We start from the raw sequence: 19,207 nt of genomic DNA, 5'->3' as shown, positions 1-19,207 counted from the left end.
GGACCAGGCGTGCTGTAGTTTCACTTCCAGTGCCTTCTGCGTGCGGGCGGATCAGGATCTCGACAATCTCGATTCTCCTTGCCCAGAAGGCACTTCTACGTCAGCCCCGCCGAGTCAGACCCCGATCACCCCAGCCGGTCCACGGATCGAGGCTAAGAGGGTCGGCGCTTCGCGCGTCTGGAACGATGGCGGAGTGACCAATCCCGGCGACTCGTGGCTGCCGCCGCTGCCTCCGCAATCCCGGCCGGCGACGCCGTACCCTGCTGCTGCGCCGGAGCATCGCCGACGCCGAAGGTGGCCGTGGCTGGTGCTGCTCTCGCTGCTCGTCGGTGGCGCGGCCGGGTTCGGCGGTGCCGCGCTCTACGACCGGGCCAGGGACGAGCCGTCGCCGGCGTACGTCGGCGCGGTCGCCACCATCACCCAGGCGCCGATCGAGCCCGCCGACGCGAGTGTCGTCGCGGCCGCTGAGGCGCTGCTGCCCTCAACGGTGCAGATCCTGGCGACGTACGACGGCCAGGAGGACGGTGCGACGGGCTCCGGGTTCGTCCTCGACGCCGAGGGGCATGTCGTCACCAACAACCACGTCGTCGCCGACGCGGCGAAGACCGACGGCGCGATCTGGGTCGTCGACACCGACGGCGATCGCAGCAGGGCCGACATCATCGGCCGCAGCGCGGTCTACGACCTCGCTGTCCTCAGCGTCGACGCCAAGGGGCTGCAACCGGCCTCGCTCGGGGCCGCCGCCGCGCTGCGGGTGGGGGAGCAGGTGGTCGCGATCGGCTCCCCGCTGGGTCTGTCCCAGACCGTCACCTCCGGCATCGTCAGTGCGCTCAACCGGCCGGTGACCACCGGCGACACCGCCGACGACCTCTCCTATATCAACGCGGTGCAGACCGACGCGGCCATCAACCCCGGCAACTCCGGTGGTCCGCTGGTCAACCTGCTCGGTCAGGTGGTCGGCGTCAACACCGCCATCGCCACTGCGGGCGGCACCACCGACGAGGCCGGCAGCATCGGGGTGGGCTTCGCCATCCCGATCGAGCAGGTGCGCGTCACCGCTGCTCAGATCCTGCGCGACGGCAAGGCGGAGTACCCCGTCATCGGTGCCCGCGTCGACACCGGTACCGACGACGGTGACGGCGCCGAGGTCGTCTCGGTCGACCCGGGCACGCCGGCCGCCGACGCCGGGCTGGAGCAGGGCGACATCGTCAAGGCCGTCAACGGCGCCCGGGTCACCAACGGCATCGGCCTGATCGTCGCCATCCGTTCCTACCAGCCCGGTGAGACGGTGACCTTCACGGTCAACCACGCCGGCAAGGACAAGGACGTCTCTATCACCCTGGCCGGCCAGGTCGGCTGACCGCGGCCGCCCGGCATCCGCGCTCGCGGCGTTGTCGGTCCTCGACGGCCCAGCGCGCCGGCCTCAGACCTCGGACTCCTGCTGGTCGGCCTCGGCGAACGGGTGGTCGGCGACGAACTGGCGGGTCTCGGCGTAGAGACCCTTGATGTACTCCTCGAGCTTGTCGCGCTCGACGCGCCACTGGCCGCGGCCGCCGAGCTTGATGGCAGGCAGCTCCCCACGGCGCACCAGGGCATAGACCTGGGCGCTGGAGGTGCTGAGCATCTCGGCGACGTCGGCGAGCGTCAGGAAACGTGGCTCTTCCACGCCGCCATGATGACACTCCCGCGCCCGAGGCGGGTCCTCGGCTTCGTCCGGCCTGTGGATATCCGTTGCGCCGAGAGGTCGGACCGGGAGCGAGGTTTCAACTCCCGCCGTAGCGGAGATGATGCCGGCGTGACGAGAAGTCTCGGGACCGTCACACTGGCCGGTGCTCCCCGGGCCGAGCGTGCGCAGCGTCCCAATTGGCGTGACCCGCGGTTGTGGGTGGGAGTCGCGATCGTCGCCGTCTCGGTGATTGCCGGGGCGCGGCTGCTCGCCTCCGCGGACGACACCGTGCCGGTCTGGTCGGCAACTGCCGACCTCGCGGCCGGCGCCACCGTCGAGGAGGCCGACCTCGTCGCCACCGCGGTCCGTCTCGCCGACGACGAGCTCGACCACTATCTCAAGGTCGGCGACCCGCTGCCCGAGGGTGTGCTGCTGCGGGCGGTGGGAGCCGGTGAGCTGCTGCCGGCCGCGGCACTCGGCTCGGCCGGGGCCAGCGGCACCGTCCAGCTGCCGGTCTCGGTCGAGCCCGACCAAGTGCCGCCTTCGGTGGGCGCCGGCGCCGTCGTCGACGTCTACCTGGTCCGCGAGGACGCCGCCGGCGAGCCGGTGCTGAGCGCCGTCAGCGTCATCGAGGCGCCGAGGGCCGACGACGCGCTGCTGGTCTCCGGCAAGCGCCAGCTGGTGCTCGCCGTCCCCGAGGACGCGGCCAGCGGCTTCTTCGCCGCGCTGGCGGCCGACAGCGCCGCCACCCTGACCGTCGTACGGCGCGGTTGAGCATGAGCACCGTTGTCCTGATCGCCGCGGCCGGCGCCGACTGGGAGCCAGCGGTGCTGGCGCTGCTGGAGCGGCATCCCGATACCGTGGTGCTCAAGCGCTGTGTCGACGTCGAGGACCTGCTGGCGGCGGCAGCCGCCGGTCAAGCCGACGCGGCGGTGGTCGCCCTGGACGCCCCCGGCCTCGACGCGGTCGCCGTCGACCAGCTCCGCCGAGCGGGGGTGGCGGCCACCGCGATCGGCCGGCTCTCGGAGCCGGCAACCACGCGAGCCGCCCGGATCGGACTGAGCAGGCTGCTGGCGCACGACGACCTCGACTCGCTGCCGGCCGCGCTCACCGCCCGCCCGGAGACAACGGCGCGACAACCGCCGGCCGAGGCACCCGATCCCGTGGCTCCTCCGGAGACCGCCACCGAGGCCGGTCGGGTGATAGCGGTATGGGGCCCCGTCGGCGCCCCAGGCCGTACGACGGTCGCGACCGGCCTGGCCGCCGAGCTCGCCCACCGGGGACTGACCGCCGTACTGGTCGACGCCGACCCGTACGGCGGCACCGTCGCCCAGCAGCTCGGCGTGCTCGACGAGGTGAGCGGGCTGCTGGTGGCGGCGCGAGGCCCGGGCGCCGACCTGACCCGGGTGGCCCGCCGGGTCGGCGACCAGCTCGGCGACCGGCTCGGTGTGGTGACCGGGTTGCCCCGGCCCGACCGGTGGCTCGAGGTCCGTGCCGGTGTGGTCGGCGAGCTGGCGGAGGCCGGCCGGTCCGGTGGCTATGTGGTCCTCGACACCGGCTTCGGCATCGAGGACGACGGCTCCGAGCGCTGCCGTGATCGACTGACCCTGGAGGCGCTCGACGTCGCCGACGACCTGGTCGTCGTCGGCACCGCCGACCCGGTCGGGCTGACCAGGCTCGCCCGAGCGCTGGTCGACCTGCGCGAGCTGACGGCCGCCCCGCCGACCGTCTGCGTCAACCGGATGCGGGCCAGCCTCGGCTGGAGCGAGCGTGAGGTGGCCCGGATGATCGCCGAGGTCGCCCGGACCGCGGGCATCCACTTCCTGCCCGAGGACCGTGCCGTCGATAGGGCCCTGATCGCCGGCCGATCGCTGGTCGAGACCGCGCCGGAGTCACCGCTGGCCCGCGCGCTCGGCCGGCTCGCCGACGACTTCGCGTCGCCGTCGCTCGGTCGGCGCGCGGCGAGCCGCGGGGTCGGCCAGCTGGTCAGGCGGCGAAGAGCAGGTAGAGACCGCCGACGGTGAAGGCCACCATCGCGAAGAGCAGCGACAGCTGACCGGTGAGCTGGTGCTGCTTCGGCAGCAGCTTGATCGCCCGGTCATGGGCGGAGATCACCCCGAGCACGTGGCCGCCGACCACGACGAGCACCTTCAGCGTGGCCAGCAGGGTCGGATGATAGGAGAAGAAGTAGTTGACCTGCAGGTCGGCGGTGCCGAACCAGTCCGAGCCGTTGGAGAACGGGTCGGAGAGATAGATCAGCGTGCCCTGTCCCGCCTGGAAGAAGTAGGACAGGTAGTGCGCCACGATATAGCCGATGATGATCGGCACGATCGAGTGCGCGAACAGCGTCGGCAGTCGGCGCCGGTCGAAGTCGCGCGCGACGCCGGTGGCCATCGTGCCGAGGGCGAAGACCACGCCGACGAGCAGACAGAACAGCAGCAGTCCGGCGTTCTTGACCAGCGTCGGCGCCCAGCTGTGCTCGTTGATCCACGCGGTGTTCTGCAACAGCTTGATCCATGCCGTGGACTCGCGGAAGGAGTCGTAGCCGGTGGAGCCGAACAGCACCGCCGTCACCGCGAGCAGGCCGGCTCGCGGCACCACGGTGTCGAGGTTGGCCAGTGGGAAGCGGACCACCAGCAGCGCGCCACGCCGCCCCCAGATCGACATCTTGGCGACGAGGGTGGAGTAGACCTCGAACGGGTCGGCTCGCTCGTAGAAGGTGTCGCCGAAGAGCGCCCCGCCGACCAGCATCACCGCGACGTACGCCGCGCACCACAGTCGGACCGGGCCGATCTCGGTGCTGTAGGGGTAGACCAGCTCCATCCACACGAAGGCGTAGAGGCCGATGGCGGCCGGCCAGTGACCCAGCCGCTCCGGATAGCGGAAGACGCCCTCGGCGGTGGAGCCGCCGGAGACCTTGGCCAGCAGCCAGTTGACGGTGCGGACCGGACTGATCGCCTTCCACACCGGGCCGAACAGCAGCGAGGCCCAGACCAGGCCGACCCACCACCAGATGTAGAAGATGCCGAAGAGCGGATTGGTCAGCAGGTCCTTGCCGAACACAGCGACCATCGCCGTGTAGAGGAAGATCAGGAGGCCGACGACCCGCCAGAGCACCAGCCACCAGGTGGCGTCGACGATCCGGGCCAGCCACGCCGGCGCCGGTCGGCCGGAGGTGGCGGCGTCGTAGCGCGGGGTGCGCCAGGCGATGGCGAGGACGGTGAAGGAGACCGTCAGCGCCGCGACGGCGCCGGCGATGGCCAGCTCCGATGGGATCGGGAGGTCCTTGGCGCCCCCGATCCCGTGGGCCGAGATCACTTGACCTGCAGCTGGACGATCGTCACGCCGAGGGCGTGCGACTCCACCTCGATGATGCCGGGCACGTCGAAGCTGCCGAGCTGCAGCGTCGTCGTACCGGGGCTGTAGTCGAACTCCTGCTCGGGGTCGGAGTGCATGTGGATCTGGCCGGCCTCGTCGGCGGTGACCACCAGCTCGACCGGCTGCCCGACGGCGACGTCGACCCGGTCGCCGCTGGGGGTGACCTTGCCGCCCTCGATGCTGACCGCGATCGACTTGGTCGTGGTGGTCTCGGCCGGCGCCTCCTCGTCGCTGCCGCATCCCACCAGAGTGGTCAGCAGCAGCCCCAGCACCGGGAGAATCGCCAGTCGGCGCATGACATAGCCCTCTTTCGTCCGCACATGGTCACAGGCTTCTGCCAGAATCCCACGAGAGTCTGAGAGGGGCCCAAGAGGGTCCGGAAAGGGGCGCTCATGGGGGACCGCCTCACGTCGAGGGATCTGCTCTTCCTGGCCGAGGAGCGGCCGACGGCGCCACGCCACAACGCGACCGTGGAGATCTTCGAGCCGGCCGCCGGCGGCTTCGACTACGACGAGCTGCTGGCGCTCATCGCCGACCGGATCGGCTTCGTGCCGCGCTACCGACAGAAGGTGCAGCAGGTTCCCGGCCGACTCGCCAACCCCGAGTGGGTCGACGATCCCAACTTCGACCTGGAGTACCACGTACGACGCTCCGCGCTGCCTCGCCCGGGCACCCCCGACCAGCTGCGGGACCTGGTCGCGCGGATCATCTCGCGGCCCCTGGACCGGGAGCGCCCGCTGTGGGAGATCTACCTGGTCGAGGGCCTCGAGGGTGGCCGCTTCGCCATGCTCAGCAAGGCCCACCAGGCGTTGGTCGACGGCGCGCACACCGTCGACCTCGGCCAGCTCATCCTCGACGTCAACCCCGAGGTCAAGCTGCTCGGCGAGGACGACTGGCGCGCCGAGCGACGTCGCTCCACCGCGGGGGTGATCCTCGGTGCGCTGCGCGACACGGTCATCGACGTGGACACCATCGTCCATACCGCCCGCAGCCGTGCCGACGCGCTCGCCCGGCGGGCCCGGCGGCTGACCCGACGCGCCGGCCGGGCCAGTACCGTGGTCACCCGCCGCAGCCAGGAGCGGCCTACGCCGATCAACGGCCGGCTCTCGCAGCAGCGCCGCTTCGTCACCATGTCGGCCGACCTCGCCCAGCTGCGGACCATTCGGGCGGCCCACGGCGGCACCATCAACGACGTGGTGCTCGCCATCGTCGCCGGCGGCCTGCGCAGCTGGCTGATGACCCGGGCGGAGTCGCTGGCCGGGCTGCGACAGCTGCGGGCCGTCGTACCCGTCTCGGTGATCGACGAGAACGAGGAGGCCACCTCGCTCGGCTCCCAGATCGCCGTACACGTCGTCGACCTGCCGGTGGGGGAGGCGTCGCCGGTGGTCCGGCTCCACCAGGTCTCCTACTCCTTCGAGTCGCACAAGGCCACCGGCCGCGGCGTGGCCGCCAGCCGGCTGGCGGGCATCGCCGGGTTCGCGCCCACCACCTTCCATGCGGTGGGCGCCCGGGTGGCGGCAGCCCAGCCCGGCCGCTCCTACCACCTGGCCGTCACCAACGTCCCCGGCCCACAGGCGCCGAGGTACGCCGCCGGGGCCAGGATGGTGGCCTCCTATCCGGTGCCGCCACTGGTCCCGGGACATGCGCTGGCCATCGGCGTCACCTCCTACGACGGCCGGGTCTTCTTCGGCATCACCGCCGACCGCGACCTGATCCCCGACGCCGAGATCCTCGGCCAGTGCCTGGTCGAGGCGCTCGAGGAGCTGCTCGACACCGCCAGCGGCGGTCGGCAGCGGGCTCCCCGCGGCCGCCGCCGGGCGCAGCGGAGGGCGGCCGGCGAGAAGGCCGGGGGAAAGGCAGAGTCATGAGGCTCTACGTCCCGGCAACGCTGGACCTGCTGGCGCACTGGCACCAGGCCGGCGCGGTGCCCGCCGCCGACCCGGGGGCGGCGGCCGCGTTCGTCGCACCGGAGGAGTCCGAGGAGGGGGAGTACGCCGCACTGATGTCGGCCGCGGACGCCTCCGCCGCGCTGCTGGCCGGCGCCGGGCGCCGGGTGGTGCTGGTCGCCGAGGCCTCGGGCGAGGAGGCCGTCCCGGTCAACCGCTGGGCGGCCGTCCACGCCGACACCGCCGACCGTCCGGCCGGGGCCGACCCGGACGAGGACCTCGGCTGGTTCGCGGTCCAGGAGATCCCCGCCCTGCTGGGCGGAGGAGGATGATGGCACAGTTCTCCCGAACGTCTCATGACCCGGATCGGTTTGACTCCGACGGGCCATGGGTAGGAAGGGAAGGGTCGGCTGCTCGCTCCAGCGGCGGCCGGCCTCATCCGGAAAGAGACTCAGAGGGGTAGTCAATGACTCGCAGGTTCCTGTCCCGTCTCGGTGGAGGAGTCGCGGCGCTCGCGCTCGGACTCGCCACGGTCGCTGTGGTCGCCGAAGCACCGGCGAACGCCGCAGGGACCTGCACGACGGCGACCACGCTCACGCTCAACCCTGGCTATGCCAGCTCCAGCATCTTCAGCCCCACGCCTTTCTACGGTCAGAGCGTCTCGATCGACGTCGATGTGACCGCCACCGGCTCGTGCGGCTCGACCACGCCGTTCGCCGGCACCACCACCGTCGAGGTCAACACCGGCGCCGGCTGGGTGGCCTTGGGGACCGGCAGCGCCAGCTCGGCCTACGTCTCGTCGACCTTCTCGACCTCCGCGATCTACCGGGCGAGCTACAGCGGCGGCACGAGTTCCAGCGGCACCACGACCTTCCAGCCCAGCGTCTCCGCGGAGGTCCCGGCCGCCGTCGCCCGCGCCGTGACGATCAAGAGCAAGTCCGGCAAGAAGGCCAAGGTCACCTTCATCGTCACGCCCGCGGCCAGCATCGCCGGCGTGAAGACCAAGCTCTTCGTCAAGAAGGGCAAGAAATGGAAGAAGTTCTCCAAGGTCAAGTTCAACAAGAAGGGCAAGGCGACGGTCTACCTCGCCAACTCGCACAAGAACAAGAAGGGCGTCACGCCCTACCAGTTGGCGCTGCCCGCCGGTGCCGGCTTCGTCGGACACACGGTGTCCTTCGCGATCCGCACGATCCACTACTGAGTCGGCTGACCGACCACGTCGACCGCGCCCAGGTGCGGGCGCCCGGCTCCGCCGCCTTAGGCTTGAGGGGATGTCTCTTGAGTCTGCTGGAATCGTGGCGCTCCACCTGGGCGCGTTGCATCCCTACGAGAAGATCCTGACGCTGTTGCTGGCGTTCGGGCCCTTCGTCGTGCTCGGCCTGCTCGTCGTCGTACGGCGCCGGCATGACCTCGCCGAGGAGCGGGTCTCAGGCCAGCCCGATACAGCACTCGACGCCCCCGCCGACCGGCTCAGCGACTGAGCAGCCACTCCCGGCCGACGCGGTTCTCCCGCTCCAGGCCCTTGACGATGATGTCCTCGATCAGCCGCTCGATCTTCCCGCCGACGAGCGGGACGTGCACGGAGATGTCATAGGCGACGGTCTGGGTGGTCACCCCGCCGGCCTCGGTGAGCCGCAGCTTGCCGCGCATCTCGCCGGGCTTGCCCGGCAACGTCAGCTCCACGGTCGCGGCGTTGCCCGACCACACCTCGCGCTGCTGCACCGACATGGTGTCGCCGATGAGCTTCTTGACGAACCCCGGAGCCTTCGCAGCGTCCTGCACGTAGTCGATCGCGACCCGGCCCGACTCGGCCGAGCCCTCGACGACGACGCTGCGCGACAACGCGTGCTGGGCGTCGCAGACGGCCTCCCGGAACGCCGGCTCGAAGAGCATCGCCAGGACCTTGTCGAGCGGCGCGTGGTAGGCGAGTTCGAACGACATCGAGGTGGTCATGCCCCCCATCATGACCGATACCGGTCAAACCCGGCGTCGTCGACACCGGGTTGCGGCCGAGGTGGGCGTAACCTCGGAGAGGTGTCAACGGCGACGCGATCCGATGATGACCTGTCCCCTGCCCTGGAAGCGGCCTACTACCGGCATGTGCCTGCCGAGGAGGTGGCCGACCGGTCCGGGGAGGACCGGCGCGGCGCGCTGAGATCGCACCTCGAGCTGGCCGCCCGACGGCCGCCCGGGACCGCCCGGGTGAGGGTGCTGACGCCGACACGGGAGCGTGACGGCTGGTCGGCCGGCGGCCGGTCGGTGATCGAGATCGTGGTCGACGACATGCCCTTCCTCGTCGACTCGGTGACCATGGAGCTCTCCCGGCAGCGGTACGACGTCCACCTGGTCGTCCACCCGGTGCTGGCGCTGACCCGCGACGTCGTGGGCGACCTGCTCGACCCGACGCAGGGACCCGACGCCGAGTCGTGGATGCACGTCGAGACCGACCGGATCCGCCCCGAGGCCGAGGCCGACGTCGTCGCCGCCCTGGAGCGGGTGCTGGCCGACTGCCGTGGCGCGGCCGAGGACGAGGCCAAGCTCCGTGACCGACTCGACCACGTCATCGACGCGCTGCCGACCACGCCGGTGCCCGAGGCGGAGCGGTCGCAGGTCGCCGCGCTGCTGCGCTGGCTGGCCGAGGACCGGTTCGTCTTCCTCGGCTACCGGGAGTACCGCGTCGACGGCGAGGGCACCCTGCCCGACGGCACCAGCGGCCCCGAGTACCTCCGGCCGGTCCCCGGCACCGGCCTCGGCATCCTGCGAGCCGACCCCGACCTGTCCGACGCCGCCTGCCGGCTGCCCGAGCGGGTCCGCGCCAAGGCCCTCGAGCCCCGGCTGCTGATCCTCACCAAGGCCAACGCGCGCGCCACCGTCCATCGCCCGGTCAGGCTGGACTATCTCGGCATCAAGGTCTTCGACGGCGACCGGGTCGTCGGCGAGCAGCGCTTCCTCGGCCTCGTCACCAGCGACGCCGTCGCCGAGTCGGTCACCCGGGTCCCGGTGCTGCGGGAGAAGGTCGCGCAGATCCTCGCCCGGCTGGGCCTCGACGCCCGCGGCCACGACGGCAAGGCGCTCGTCGAGGTGCTGGAGGCGTTCCCGCGCGGCTGGCTCTTCGAGGCCGAGGTCGAGGAGCTGACCGGACTCGCCACTGCGGCGATGGTCTCTCGTGGCCGCCGCGCGCTGCGAGTGGTCGCCCGACCCGACCCCTACGGCCGGTTCGTCACCGTCCTGGTCGGGCTCTCCCGCGACCACTACTCCACCGCCGTGCGGGAGCGCTGGGCCAGCATCCTGCGCGAGCGGCTCGGCGGCACCGACGTCGACTACACCGTGCGGATCGGCGAGTCGGCCACCGCCCGGGTCCAGCTCGTCGTCCACCTGCCTGCCGACGCACCGGCGCCGGAGGCCGCCGGTGCCGAGCTCAGTGCCGAGCTATGGGCAGACCTCGAGCAGCGGCTCGCCGAGGCCGCCCGCAGCTGGCCCGACGACCTCCAGCTCGCCATCGACGACGCCTACGGCGAGCAGGCCGGCGGGCCGCTCCGCCGCCGCTATGCCGCCGCCTTCCCCGCCGCCTACCGGGAGGACTACGACCCGTCGGCAGGCGCGGTCGACGCCGCTCGGCTGGCCGCCATCGAGGCTGGGCCCAACCAGCGGGGCGGGATCGACCTCCACCTGGCCGCCCCCGCCGACGGGGTGGCCCGGTTCAAGATCTATCGCGTCGGTGAGCCGCTCTCGCTCTCGCGGGTGCTGCCCATCCTGACCTCGACCGGCGTCGAGGTCGTCGACGAGCGGCCCTACCAGCTCGACGGCCTTGACCGTCGCGAGTGCGTCTACGACTTCGGGCTACGGCTGCCGGTGACCACCGACGAGCGGGACCGGGCTCGCTTCGCCGCCGCCGTCCGCGCGGTCTGGGAGGACCGCGCCGAGACCGACGGGCTCAACGCGCTGGTGCTGGCCGCCGGACTCGACTGGCGCCAGGCGGTGGTGCTGCGCGGCTACGCCCGCTACCTGCGCCAGGCCGGCACGCCGTTCGCCCAGGGCACCATCGAGGCGGCGCTGTGCGGCCACGCCGGCATCGCCCGGGATCTGGTGGAGCTGTTCGCGGCCCGCTTCGACCCGGCTCGCGAGCGAGGCGGCGAGGAGGCCGTCGCGGCCCGGATCCGGACCGAGCTCGACGAGGTCGCCAGCCTCGACGAGGACCGCATCCTGCGCTCCTATCTCACCCTGATCCAGGCCACCGTGCGCACCAGCTTCTACCGCGAAGGAGCGCAGGACCGGGTCTCCTTCAAGCTCGACCCGCGCCGCATCCCGGACCTGCCCGAGCCGCGGCCGTGGGCGGAGATCTTCGTCTACTCCCCGGCCGTGGAGGGAGTCCACCTCCGGTTCGGGCCGGTCGCCCGGGGCGGCCTGCGCTGGTCCGACCGGCGCGACGACTTCCGCACCGAGGCGCTGGGCCTGGTCAAGGCACAGCAGGTCAAGAACACCGTCATCGTCCCGGTCGGCGCCAAGGGCGCGTTCGTGGTCAAGCAGGGCGTCGGCCTTGAGGCCGGCCGGACGGCGTACCGCTCCTTCGTCGCCGGCCTGCTCGACCTGACCGACAACCTCGTCGACGACCCCGAGACCGGGCAGCGCACGGTCCCGCCGGCGGGGGTGGTGCGACACGACGCCGACGACTCCTATCTCGTGGTCGCCGCCGACAAGGGCACCGCGACCTTCTCCGACCTGGCCAACTCGGTGGCCGCCGACTACGGCTTCTGGCTGGGCGACGCCTTCGCCAGCGGCGGCTCGGCGGGCTATGACCACAAGGAGATGGGGATCACCGCCCGCGGCGCCTGGGTCTCCGCCGAGCGGCACTTCCGGGAGCGGGGTCTGGACCCGGACGTCCAGGACTTCACCGCCGTCGGCATCGGCGACATGTCGGGCGACGTCTTCGGCAACGGAATGCTGCTCTCGCGCCACCTGCGGCTGGTGGCCGCCTTCGACCATCGCGACATCTTCATCGACCCCTACCCCGACCCGGCGACCTCCTACGCCGAGCGGCAGCGGCTCTTCGAGCTGCCCCGGTCGAGCTGGGCCGACTACGACCGGGCGCTGATCTCGCCCGGCGGCGGCGTCTGGGCCCGCACGTCGAAGTCGGTGCCGGTCTCGCCGGAGGCCCGCGAGGCACTCGGCCTGCCCGACGACGTGGCACGACTGACGCCGACCGCGCTGATCAGCGCGATCCTGCGAGCGCCGGTCGACCTGCTCTTCAACGGCGGCGTCGGCACCTATGTCAAGGGGTCCGGCGAGACGGCCGCCGAGGTCGGCGACAAGGCCAACGACGCGCTGCGCGTCAACGGCGCCGAGCTGCGCGCCGCGGCGGTCGTCGAGGGCGGCAACCTGGGGCTGACCCAGGCGGGCCGGGTGGAGTACGCCCTGCGGGGGATCGAGGGGCTCGGCGGCCGGGTCAACACCGACTTCATCGACAACTCCGCTGGCGTCGACACCTCCGACCGCGAGGTCAACCTCAAGATCCTGCTGCAGGGCGCGCTGCCCGAGCGGGAGCGCGACGAGCTGCTGGTCTCGATGACCGACGAGGTGGCGGCGCTGGTGCTGCGCAACAACGACGAGCAGAACCTCGCCCTCGCCGACGCGGTCCACCATGCCACCGGCCTGCTGCACGTCCACGAGGAGGTGATGGCCGACTTCGAGGCACGCGGCGTGCTCGACCGCGAGGTGGAGGGGCTGCCCTCCTCGGAGGAGGTACGACGCCGGCTCGACGCGGGCGGCGCCCTCACCGTCCCGGAGCTGGCGGTGCTGATGTCCTGGACCAAGATCGAGCTCGCCCGGGAGCTGCTGGCCACCGACGTCCCCGACGACCCTGCGTACGCCGACCGGCTGACCGCCTACTTCCCCTCGGCGGTCCGCGAGCGGTTCGCCGACCGCATCGCCGGCCACCCGCTGCGGCGCGAGATCGTCACCACCCAGCTGGTCGGCGAGATCGTCGGCGGGGGCGGCATCACTCTGCTCCACCGGCTCACCGAGGAGACCGGCGCCTCGCTGCCGGATCTGGTGCGCGCCCACCTGGCGGCGCGCGAGCTCTTCGGCTGGGACCTGGTCCGCCACGAGATCCACGCGCTCGACCACCAGGTCGACGCCGCGATCCAGACCCGGATGCGGGTCGAGCTGCGCACGCTGGTCGAGCGCACCACCCGCTGGCTGGTCACCCACCCGTACGACGCCGGGCTCGCCGAGCCGGTACGGCGTACCCTCGACGCGCTGCCGGGCCTGCTGACCGGCCGCGACGAGGCCGCCTTCGAGTCCCGGCTGGCGACGCTGGCGAAGAACGGCGTCCCCGAGGAGCTGGGGGAGCGGATCGCGTCCTTCCCGGCCGCGCCGGCGCTGCTGGGCGTCGCCGAGACCGCGCTCGCCCGCGACCTCGACCCCGTCGAGGTGGCCCGGGTGCACCTGGCGCTGGGGGAGCGGCTCGGCCTGCCGCTGCTGCTCGACCGGGTCGTCGCGCTGCCCCGCCGCGACCGCTGGGAGGCGATGGCCCGGGCGGCGCTGCGCGAGGACCTCGGCGCCGCCCACGCGGCGCTGACCGGGCAGGTGCTCGACACCGCCGGCGGTGACGTCGAGGCCTGGGCGAGGACCGAGGCAGTCACCCGTGCCACAGCCACGCTCGCCGAGCTGTGCCACGACGACGGCGCCGACCTGGCCCGCCTCTCGGTCGCGCTGCGCACCGTCCGCTCCCTGCTCTGACCTCCCCCCAGCCGCCGAGAGGTCACAGATGGCCCGCCGAGACGTCCCAGATGGCCCCTCGAGAGGTCTCAGCCTGCCTTCTGCTTGGTGTGCTTGCCCTTCGGCGACTCCTCGGCATCGTCGTCGGCCTCGCCGCGACTGGCCTTGGCCGCGGCCACCGAGCGCTGCAGCGCGGCAAGCAGGTCGACCACCTCGCCGGCCGACTTCGTCGAGGCCTCGGTGCGGGTGACGTCGCCGCCCTCGATCTTGCGCTGCACCAGCGCCTGCACCGCCTCGGCGTAGTCGTCCTCGAAGTCCTCGGGATCGAAGTCGCCGGCCAGCGTCTCGACGAGCAGGTGCGCCATCTTCACCTCGGCGGGCTTGGCCTCCTCGTCGGCCAGCTCGACTGAGAAGTCGGGCACCCGCACCTCGTCGGGCCACATCATCGTCTGCAGCACGACCACGTCGCCGGCCTCGGTCGGCCGCACCCGCAGCACCGCCACCGTGGTGCGCTGCCGCAGCGCCACCGTCACCACCGCCATCCGGTCCGACTCCAGCAGCGCCTGGCGCAGCAACGCATACGGCTTGCGGCCGGTGCTCTCCGGCTCGAGGTAGTAGGACCTCTCGAACAGCATCGGGTCGATCTGGTCGCTCGGCACGAACTTCTGGACCGCGATCTCGCGCGAGGACACCGACGGCAGCGAGGCCATGTCCTCGTCGGTGAGGACCACCATCTCGCCGTCCTCGGTCTCATAGCCCTTGGCGATCTCGGCGTAGGGCACCTCCTCGCCGTCGATCGAGCAGACCCGCTGGTATCTGATCCGGCCGCCGTCACTGGCGTGCACCTGCCGGAACGAGACGTCGTGCGACTCCGTGGCGGCGTACAGCTTGACCGGGACGTTGACGAGGCCGAACGACACGGCGCCCTTCCAGATCGCTCTCATTTAGGCAGTATGAGCCCATGCGCCCGATGCTCGCCATGCCCGGGGACCACGTGCCGGCCGGTCCGGGGTGGTCTCACGAGGTCAAGTGGGACGGGGTCCGGATCCTCGCCTCGCGAGTCTCAGAAGTGCTCAGCCTCACCACCCGCAACGAGCGTGACGCCACCACCGCCTGGCCCGAGGTCGCCGCCGTCGCGCCCGCCGGTGACCTGCTCGTCGATGGCGAGATCATCGCACTGGGCGAGCACGGCCGCCCCGACTTCCGCGCCCTGGCCGAGCGGATCCACGCCCGGGGCGCGGCCGCCCGCCGGCTGTCGGCCGAGATCCCGGCGACGTACCTCGTCTTCGACCTGCTCCGGCTCGACGGCCGCGACCTGACCGGACTGCCGCTCGCCGAGCGCCGCGAGATCCTGGCCGGGATCGACCTGGCCGGCTGGCAGCTCCCGGAGGTGTACGACGACGGCCCGATGCTTCACGAGGCGACCCGGCAGCAGCGACTGGAGGGCATCGTCAGCAAGCGGCTGGACTCGACCTACCGGCCCGGGGAGCGCACCCGGGCCTGGCTGAAGTTCGCCCACCGCTACCGCGGCTCCTATGTCGTCGGCGGCTGGCGGCCGCAGGTCGACACCACCGATCGGCTGGCCGCGCTGCTGGTCGGCGAGGTCACCGACGCCGGACTGGTCTATCGCGGCCGGGTCGGCAGCGGCATCGGGCCGAGGGAGAGCGCGATCCTGCGGCGGCTGCTCGTCCCGGGAGAGCGGAGCCCGTTCGCCGACGAGGTGCCGCGACCGGCCGCGACCGGCACGTTCTGGGTGAGGCCCACGGTGGTGGTCGACGTCGACACCCACGGCACCGGGTACGACCGACTCAGACAGCCGTCCTACCGGGGCGTGCGCACCGACCTCTCGCCGGAGGAGCTGGGATGAGCGAGGTCAGGGTCGACGTGGAGGGCCGCACGCTCAGACTCACCAACCTCGACAAGGTGCTCTATCCGCGCACCGGCACCACCAAGGGCGAGGTGCTCGACTACTACGCCCGCATCTCGCCGGTGCTGCTGCCGCACCTGCGAGGACGGGCGGTGACCCGGATCCGCTGGCCGCACGGCGTCGACGGCCCGAGCTTCTTCGAGAAGAACGCCCCGGCGGGCACGCCGTCGTGGGTCCGCACCGTCACCGTGCCGACCACCGGCAGCCGCTCCGCCGGCAGCCGCTCCGCCGACGGCCGCGAGAGCACCCTCCGCTTCCCGGTCGTGGACGACCTCGCCACCCTCACCTGGCTGGTCAACCTGGCCGCGTTGGAGCTCCACGTCCACCAGTGGCGCGTCGACGAGTCCGGCGACCCGGTCGGCGCCGACCGGATCGTGGTCGACCTCGACCCCGGCGAGCCGGCCGGCCTGCAGGAGTGCTGCCAGGTCGCATTGCTCGCCCGCGACCTGCTCCGCGACCTCGGCATCGAGCCGTTCGCGGCGACCAGCGGCAGCAAGGGGCTGCACCTCTACGCGCCGCTGCCCGAGCCGGTCCCCAGCGACGAGGCGACCGCGGTCGCCAGACAGCTCGCCGAGACCCTGGAGACGGCCCGCCCGGAGCTGGTCACCGCGACCATGACCAAGTCCCGGCGCGGCGGCAAGGTCTTCTTCGACTGGTCGCAGAACTCCGGCAGCAAGACCACCGTGGCGCCGTACTCGCTGCGCGGCAGGGCCAAGCCGTACGTCGCCACGCCGGTCGACTGGGCGGAGGTGGCGCAGGGCGCCGGCGACCCTTTGGGCCTCGAGCAGCTCCGCTTCGAGGAGGTGCTGCAACGGGTCGCCGACCGCGGCCCGACCCCGTAGATCTTTGCGGTTCGGCTTACTATGGCGAGACATCGTCCAGTTCGGGGAGGCAAGGCGATGGAGTTGGCTCCGGTGCCGCGACGACAGTCCGTCGTCCTCGCGCTCTGGCGAGTGGTGGCGGTCGCACTCCTGGCGCCGCTGATCCTGCTCGTGCTGCTGCCGGCCGTGCTCGGACTGTCACGGTTCGTGGTCACCACCGACGCGATGGCGAGCGTGCCCCGCGGCTCCCTCGTCTTCAGCAGGTACGTCCCTGGCAGCGACCTCCACGGCGGCGACGTGATCACCTTCCGGCAGCCGTTGCCGGCTCCCGACGACGGCTTCGTCACCCGCCGAGTGACCTCGGTGCACGGCGACCAGCTGCAGACCGGCAGCGACGCCGGCGCCGACTCCTGGGTGCTGTCGGTGAGCGACCAGAGCTATGCCCGGATGGTGGCCCATGTGCCCTGGGCGGGCTATCCGTTCGTGGGCAATACGGACCGTTGGGCTTGGGCCCCGCTGGTGGGCATCCCGGTCATGGCGCTGCTTCTCAGCTTCGCGGCGGGGCACCGACGGCGTGGAACGCGAGAACCGGCGGACCAACTCATCTAAGATCCGGCTCATGGCACACGCGGTTCTGATCGTCGAGGACGAGGAGGACATCGCGCTGCCCCTCGTTCGTACGCTCGAGCGAGAGGGGTACGACGTCCGCTGGGTCGACACTGGCGCGAAGGCGCTCGAGGAGCTGGCCGCCGGCTTCGTCGACGTGGTGATCCTCGACCTCGGCCTGCCCGACATGGATGGTCTCGACGTCTGTCGCTCGGCCCGGGAGACCGGCTACGAGGGCGCGATCATGATCGTCACCGCGCGGGCCGGCGAGCTCGACCGGGTGGTCGGCCTCGACTACGGTGCCGACGACTACCTCGCGAAGCCGTTCGGGCTGGCCGAGTTGCAGGCCCGGGTGCGGGCGCTGCTGCGCCGTACCGGCGGGCACGCCAACGGCGCCGGCCTGCCCGAGGGGGCGCTGCGCATCGACGGCCCGGCCCGGCGGGTCTACGCCGGCGAGACCGAGGTGGCGCTCACCGGCAAGGAGTTCGACGTGCTCAGCGTGCTGGCCGGGCAGCGCGACAAGGTGGTCTCCCGCGAGCGGCTGATGGCCGAGGCGTGGGACGAGAATTGGTACGGCTCGACCAAGACCCTCGACGTCACCATCGGCCGGCTCCGGCAGAAACTGGAGGCCGCCGGGGTGACCGACAAGGTCGTCGCCGTACGCGGCGTCGGCTTCCGCCTCGAGGGCGGAAGCGCAGATGCGTAAGCGACTCACCGTCGCCTTCATCGTCCTTACCGTCGCGTTCTGTCTGATCGGTCTCATCATCCGGACAGTGGCCCTCGATGGGTCGCTGCGCCAGCACGAGAGCCGACAGATCCACGAGATGGCCATCGCCGTCGGGACCGCCGTCGACCTGCGGCTGAGCCAGGGTCAGCCGGTCGATGAGCAGTTCCTCGCCGGCCTGGTCGGCGCCGAGAGCCAGATCCGGCTCCACCTCAACGACTCCAACAGCACGATGACGGCCTCCGGCCCCCGGTTCGACGGCGCCGAGGACCCGAGCCAGTCCGACGATCTGTGGGCGGCGTACGAGACCTCCGAGGGCACCGTCATCGTCAGCCAGTCCAAGGACGTCAGTACGACGCTGCTGCAGGGGCAGGGCTGGTCGCTGGTGCTCTTCTTCGGGCTGCTCGCCTTCGTCGCTGGCATCGTCGGCTACCTGCTGGCCCGGCAGATGGTCGAGCCCTTCCGGCGGCTGGCCGCCGCGGCGGCCGCGCTCGGCCGGGGCCGCTTCGACCTCGACCTGCCGACCTCGAAAGTGCCGGAGGTGCGCGCCATCGCCTCGGCGCTGAAGTCGAGCGCGACTCAGCTGCAGGATCGGATCGGCGCGGAGCGGGCCTTCGCCGAGCACGCCTCCCACGTGCTGCGCACCCCGCTCACCTCGCTACGGCTGGAGTTGGACGACCTGGCCGCGAACGGCGACCTGCCGCCGACCGTCTGCGACGCCGTCGGCTGCTGCGTGCAGCGCATCGATGACCTCGACGCGGTCGCCGGCGAGCTGATCGCGATGACCCGTCGCGGCACCGTGATCCTCGGCACGGAGGTGCCGCTGCGCGAGCTCGCCACCATGCTGGCGCAGCGCTGGGCCGACGAGCTAGCCCAGCACGATCGCACCTTCACCGCTGCCGTCGAGGGCGACCTCGACACCGCCTACACCCCGGGCCCGGTCGAGCACATCCACGAGCTGCTGCTCGTCGACGTGATCCACCGCAGCCGTGGCGCGGTCCGGCTCACCTACGAGGCCACTCCCGAGGGTCCCCTCAAGCTCCACGTGGTCGCCGCCGAGCCCGCCCGCGGCCGCGCCAAGCCACCCGGCTCGCCCTACCAGCGCGCCGTCGCCGTCGTTGCCGCGCTCGGCGGCCGACTGGTCGGGGAGTACGTCGACCAGGGGATCGACATCGTCCTGCCCCACCGCTAGTGGTCGTCCCTGGAAGTTCGTCCCGGGTCTGCGCGGCCCAGGCACACCCATCGCGGCGTTGGCGCCGCTCGGAAGACGCCCGGTATGCCGTCGCGACGCCGCCTTGCGCTGCGCGCACCTGGATCCACGCATACCCCCACGAACTTCCAGAGAGGACCACTAGCCTCGGCGTTTCATGGGTGATCTGGTGACGCGCGGCCTAGGAACGTGAAAGTGCCCGTTCTGCTTGGGAGACTCTGGCTTGCGAAGGTCAGAACCACCGAGCAGATCGGGCACTTATCAAGTGAAGC

18 protein-coding genes are annotated in these 19,207 nt (G+C 71.9%); 13 read left to right on the top strand and 5 right to left on the bottom strand.

The annotated features are described in order from the left end of the window. Window positions 1-193: 193 nt before the first annotated feature. Complete coding sequence (locus tag QM595_RS06940) at window positions 194-1,360, top strand: S1C family serine protease (RefSeq protein WP_415170809.1); 1,167 nt, start codon at window positions 194-196, stop codon at window positions 1,358-1,360. Window positions 1,361-1,423: 63 nt separating this feature from the next. Here QM595_RS06940 and QM595_RS06935 read toward each other — a convergent pair whose 3' ends face one another. After that, window positions 1,424-1,666: a helix-turn-helix transcriptional regulator gene (locus QM595_RS06935; RefSeq protein WP_415170808.1), complete on the bottom strand. Its 243-nt coding sequence runs from the start codon at window positions 1,664-1,666 to the stop codon at window positions 1,424-1,426. 219 nt (window positions 1,667-1,885) lie between these two features. Here QM595_RS06935 and QM595_RS06930 point away from each other — a divergent pair, with 219 nt between their 5' ends. Both QM595_RS06930 and QM595_RS06925 read left to right on the top strand, forming a co-directional pair. Continuing rightward, window positions 1,886-2,440 carry a hypothetical protein gene (locus QM595_RS06930; protein ID WP_415170807.1) on the top strand — a complete coding sequence of 185 codons (555 nt, stop codon included), beginning with the start codon at window positions 1,886-1,888 and terminating at the stop codon, window positions 2,438-2,440. A 2-nt stretch (window positions 2,441-2,442) separates the two neighbouring features. Next, a complete protein-coding gene (locus QM595_RS06925) occupies window positions 2,443-3,690 on the top strand; it encodes an AAA family ATPase (protein WP_415170806.1) in 1,248 nt (415 codons plus the stop codon). On the opposite strand, the gene QM595_RS06920 is transcribed toward QM595_RS06925, so the two are convergent. Together QM595_RS06920 and QM595_RS06915 are read right to left on the bottom strand one after the other, a co-directional pair. Beyond that, the gene (locus tag QM595_RS06920) at window positions 3,653-4,984 is read right to left on the bottom strand and encodes a hypothetical protein (RefSeq protein WP_415170805.1); all 1,332 of its coding nucleotides are present in this window, start codon (window positions 4,982-4,984) and stop codon (window positions 3,653-3,655) included. The two genes, QM595_RS06925 and QM595_RS06920, sit on opposite strands and share 38 nt — an antisense overlap. After that, the gene (locus QM595_RS06915; protein WP_415170804.1) at window positions 4,981-5,364 is read right to left on the bottom strand and encodes a hypothetical protein; all 384 of its coding nucleotides are present in this window, start codon (window positions 5,362-5,364) and stop codon (window positions 4,981-4,983) included. Before QM595_RS06915 ends, QM595_RS06920 begins: the two co-directional genes overlap by 4 nt. A 72-nt stretch (window positions 5,365-5,436) precedes the next feature. On the opposite strand from QM595_RS06915, the gene QM595_RS06910 reads away from it, so the two are divergent. From QM595_RS06910 to QM595_RS06895, 4 genes are all read left to right on the top strand, one after another. Next, window positions 5,437-6,912 (top strand): WS/DGAT/MGAT family O-acyltransferase, encoded by a 1,476-nt coding sequence (locus QM595_RS06910; RefSeq protein WP_415170803.1) that lies wholly within the window; start codon window positions 5,437-5,439, stop codon window positions 6,910-6,912. After that, on the top strand, window positions 6,909-7,262 hold the full coding sequence (locus QM595_RS06905) for a DUF6912 family protein (protein WP_415170802.1): 354 nt from the start codon (window positions 6,909-6,911) through the stop codon (window positions 7,260-7,262). The genes QM595_RS06910 and QM595_RS06905 overlap by 4 nt, the downstream gene beginning before the upstream one ends. A 134-nt stretch (window positions 7,263-7,396) precedes the next feature. Then, window positions 7,397-8,131, top strand: a complete 735-nt coding sequence (locus QM595_RS06900) for a hypothetical protein (protein WP_415170801.1) — start codon at window positions 7,397-7,399, stop codon at window positions 8,129-8,131. 70 nt (window positions 8,132-8,201) lie between these two features. Then, a complete protein-coding gene (locus tag QM595_RS06895) occupies window positions 8,202-8,411 on the top strand; it encodes a hypothetical protein (RefSeq protein ID WP_415170800.1) in 210 nt (69 codons plus the stop codon). Here QM595_RS06895 and QM595_RS06890 read toward each other — a convergent pair. Further along, window positions 8,401-8,883, bottom strand: a complete 483-nt coding sequence (locus QM595_RS06890) for a DUF2505 domain-containing protein (RefSeq protein ID WP_415170799.1) — start codon at window positions 8,881-8,883, stop codon at window positions 8,401-8,403. The genes QM595_RS06895 and QM595_RS06890 overlap by 11 nt on opposite strands. A gap of 81 nt (window positions 8,884-8,964) precedes the next feature. Between QM595_RS06890 and QM595_RS06885 the strand changes: the two genes are divergently transcribed. Further along, window positions 8,965-13,668: an NAD-glutamate dehydrogenase gene (locus QM595_RS06885; protein ID WP_415170798.1), complete on the top strand. Its 4,704-nt coding sequence runs from the start codon at window positions 8,965-8,967 to the stop codon at window positions 13,666-13,668. A 68-nt stretch (window positions 13,669-13,736) separates the two neighbouring features. Here QM595_RS06885 and QM595_RS06880 read toward each other — a convergent pair whose 3' ends face one another. After that, on the bottom strand, window positions 13,737-14,591 hold the full coding sequence (locus tag QM595_RS06880) for a Ku protein (RefSeq protein WP_415170797.1): 855 nt from the start codon (window positions 14,589-14,591) through the stop codon (window positions 13,737-13,739). A gap of 17 nt (window positions 14,592-14,608) precedes the next feature. Between QM595_RS06880 and QM595_RS06875 the strand changes: the two genes are divergently transcribed. The 5 genes from QM595_RS06875 to QM595_RS06855 are packed head-to-tail and all read left to right on the top strand — an operon-like array spanning window position 14,609 to window position 18,917. After that, a complete protein-coding gene (locus QM595_RS06875) occupies window positions 14,609-15,514 on the top strand; it encodes a DNA ligase (protein WP_415170796.1) in 906 nt (301 codons plus the stop codon). Beyond that, window positions 15,511-16,416, top strand: a complete 906-nt coding sequence (ligD, locus tag QM595_RS06870; protein ID WP_415170795.1) for a non-homologous end-joining DNA ligase — start codon at window positions 15,511-15,513, stop codon at window positions 16,414-16,416. Before QM595_RS06875 ends, ligD begins: the two co-directional genes overlap by 4 nt. A gap of 57 nt (window positions 16,417-16,473) precedes the next feature. Continuing rightward, window positions 16,474-17,004: a hypothetical protein gene (locus tag QM595_RS06865; RefSeq protein WP_415170794.1), complete on the top strand. Its 531-nt coding sequence runs from the start codon at window positions 16,474-16,476 to the stop codon at window positions 17,002-17,004. Window positions 17,005-17,014: 10 nt separating this feature from the next. After that, window positions 17,015-17,707, top strand: a complete 693-nt coding sequence (locus tag QM595_RS06860) for a response regulator transcription factor (protein WP_415170793.1) — start codon at window positions 17,015-17,017, stop codon at window positions 17,705-17,707. After that, window positions 17,700-18,917: a HAMP domain-containing protein gene (locus QM595_RS06855; RefSeq protein WP_415170792.1), complete on the top strand. Its 1,218-nt coding sequence runs from the start codon at window positions 17,700-17,702 to the stop codon at window positions 18,915-18,917. Before QM595_RS06860 ends, QM595_RS06855 begins: the two co-directional genes overlap by 8 nt. Window positions 18,918-19,207: the final 290 nt, after the last annotated feature.

The organism is Nocardioides sp., from assembly GCF_047607185.1.
Taxonomy (GTDB): Bacteria; Actinomycetota; Actinomycetes; order Propionibacteriales; family Nocardioidaceae; genus Nocardioides.
This window is presented reverse-complemented; position numbering and strand designations above follow the sequence as displayed.

What these genes read in the sequence shown, in the direction of transcription:
- QM595_RS06925 (WP_415170806.1), top strand. Translation starts at nt 2,443, where the DNA reads ATGAGCACCGTTGTCCTGATCGCCGCGGCCGGCGCCGACTGGGAGCCA.
- QM595_RS06910 (WP_415170803.1), top strand. Translation starts at nt 5,437, where the DNA reads ATGGGGGACCGCCTCACGTCGAGGGATCTGCTCTTCCTGGCCGAGGAG.
- QM595_RS06905 (WP_415170802.1), top strand. Translation starts at nt 6,909, where the DNA reads ATGAGGCTCTACGTCCCGGCAACGCTGGACCTGCTGGCGCACTGGCAC.
- QM595_RS06900 (WP_415170801.1), top strand. Translation starts at nt 7,397, where the DNA reads ATGACTCGCAGGTTCCTGTCCCGTCTCGGTGGAGGAGTCGCGGCGCTC.
- QM595_RS06895 (WP_415170800.1), top strand. Translation starts at nt 8,202, where the DNA reads ATGTCTCTTGAGTCTGCTGGAATCGTGGCGCTCCACCTGGGCGCGTTG.
- QM595_RS06890 (WP_415170799.1), bottom strand. Translation starts at nt 8,883, where the DNA reads ATGACCACCTCGATGTCGTTCGAACTCGCCTACCACGCGCCGCTCGAC.
- QM595_RS06880 (WP_415170797.1), bottom strand. Translation starts at nt 14,591, where the DNA reads ATGAGAGCGATCTGGAAGGGCGCCGTGTCGTTCGGCCTCGTCAACGTC.
- QM595_RS06875 (WP_415170796.1), top strand. Translation starts at nt 14,609, where the DNA reads ATGCGCCCGATGCTCGCCATGCCCGGGGACCACGTGCCGGCCGGTCCG.
- ligD (WP_415170795.1), top strand. Translation starts at nt 15,511, where the DNA reads ATGAGCGAGGTCAGGGTCGACGTGGAGGGCCGCACGCTCAGACTCACC.
- QM595_RS06865 (WP_415170794.1), top strand. Translation starts at nt 16,474, where the DNA reads ATGGAGTTGGCTCCGGTGCCGCGACGACAGTCCGTCGTCCTCGCGCTC.
- QM595_RS06860 (WP_415170793.1), top strand. Translation starts at nt 17,015, where the DNA reads ATGGCACACGCGGTTCTGATCGTCGAGGACGAGGAGGACATCGCGCTG.
- QM595_RS06855 (WP_415170792.1), top strand. Translation starts at nt 17,700, where the DNA reads ATGCGTAAGCGACTCACCGTCGCCTTCATCGTCCTTACCGTCGCGTTC.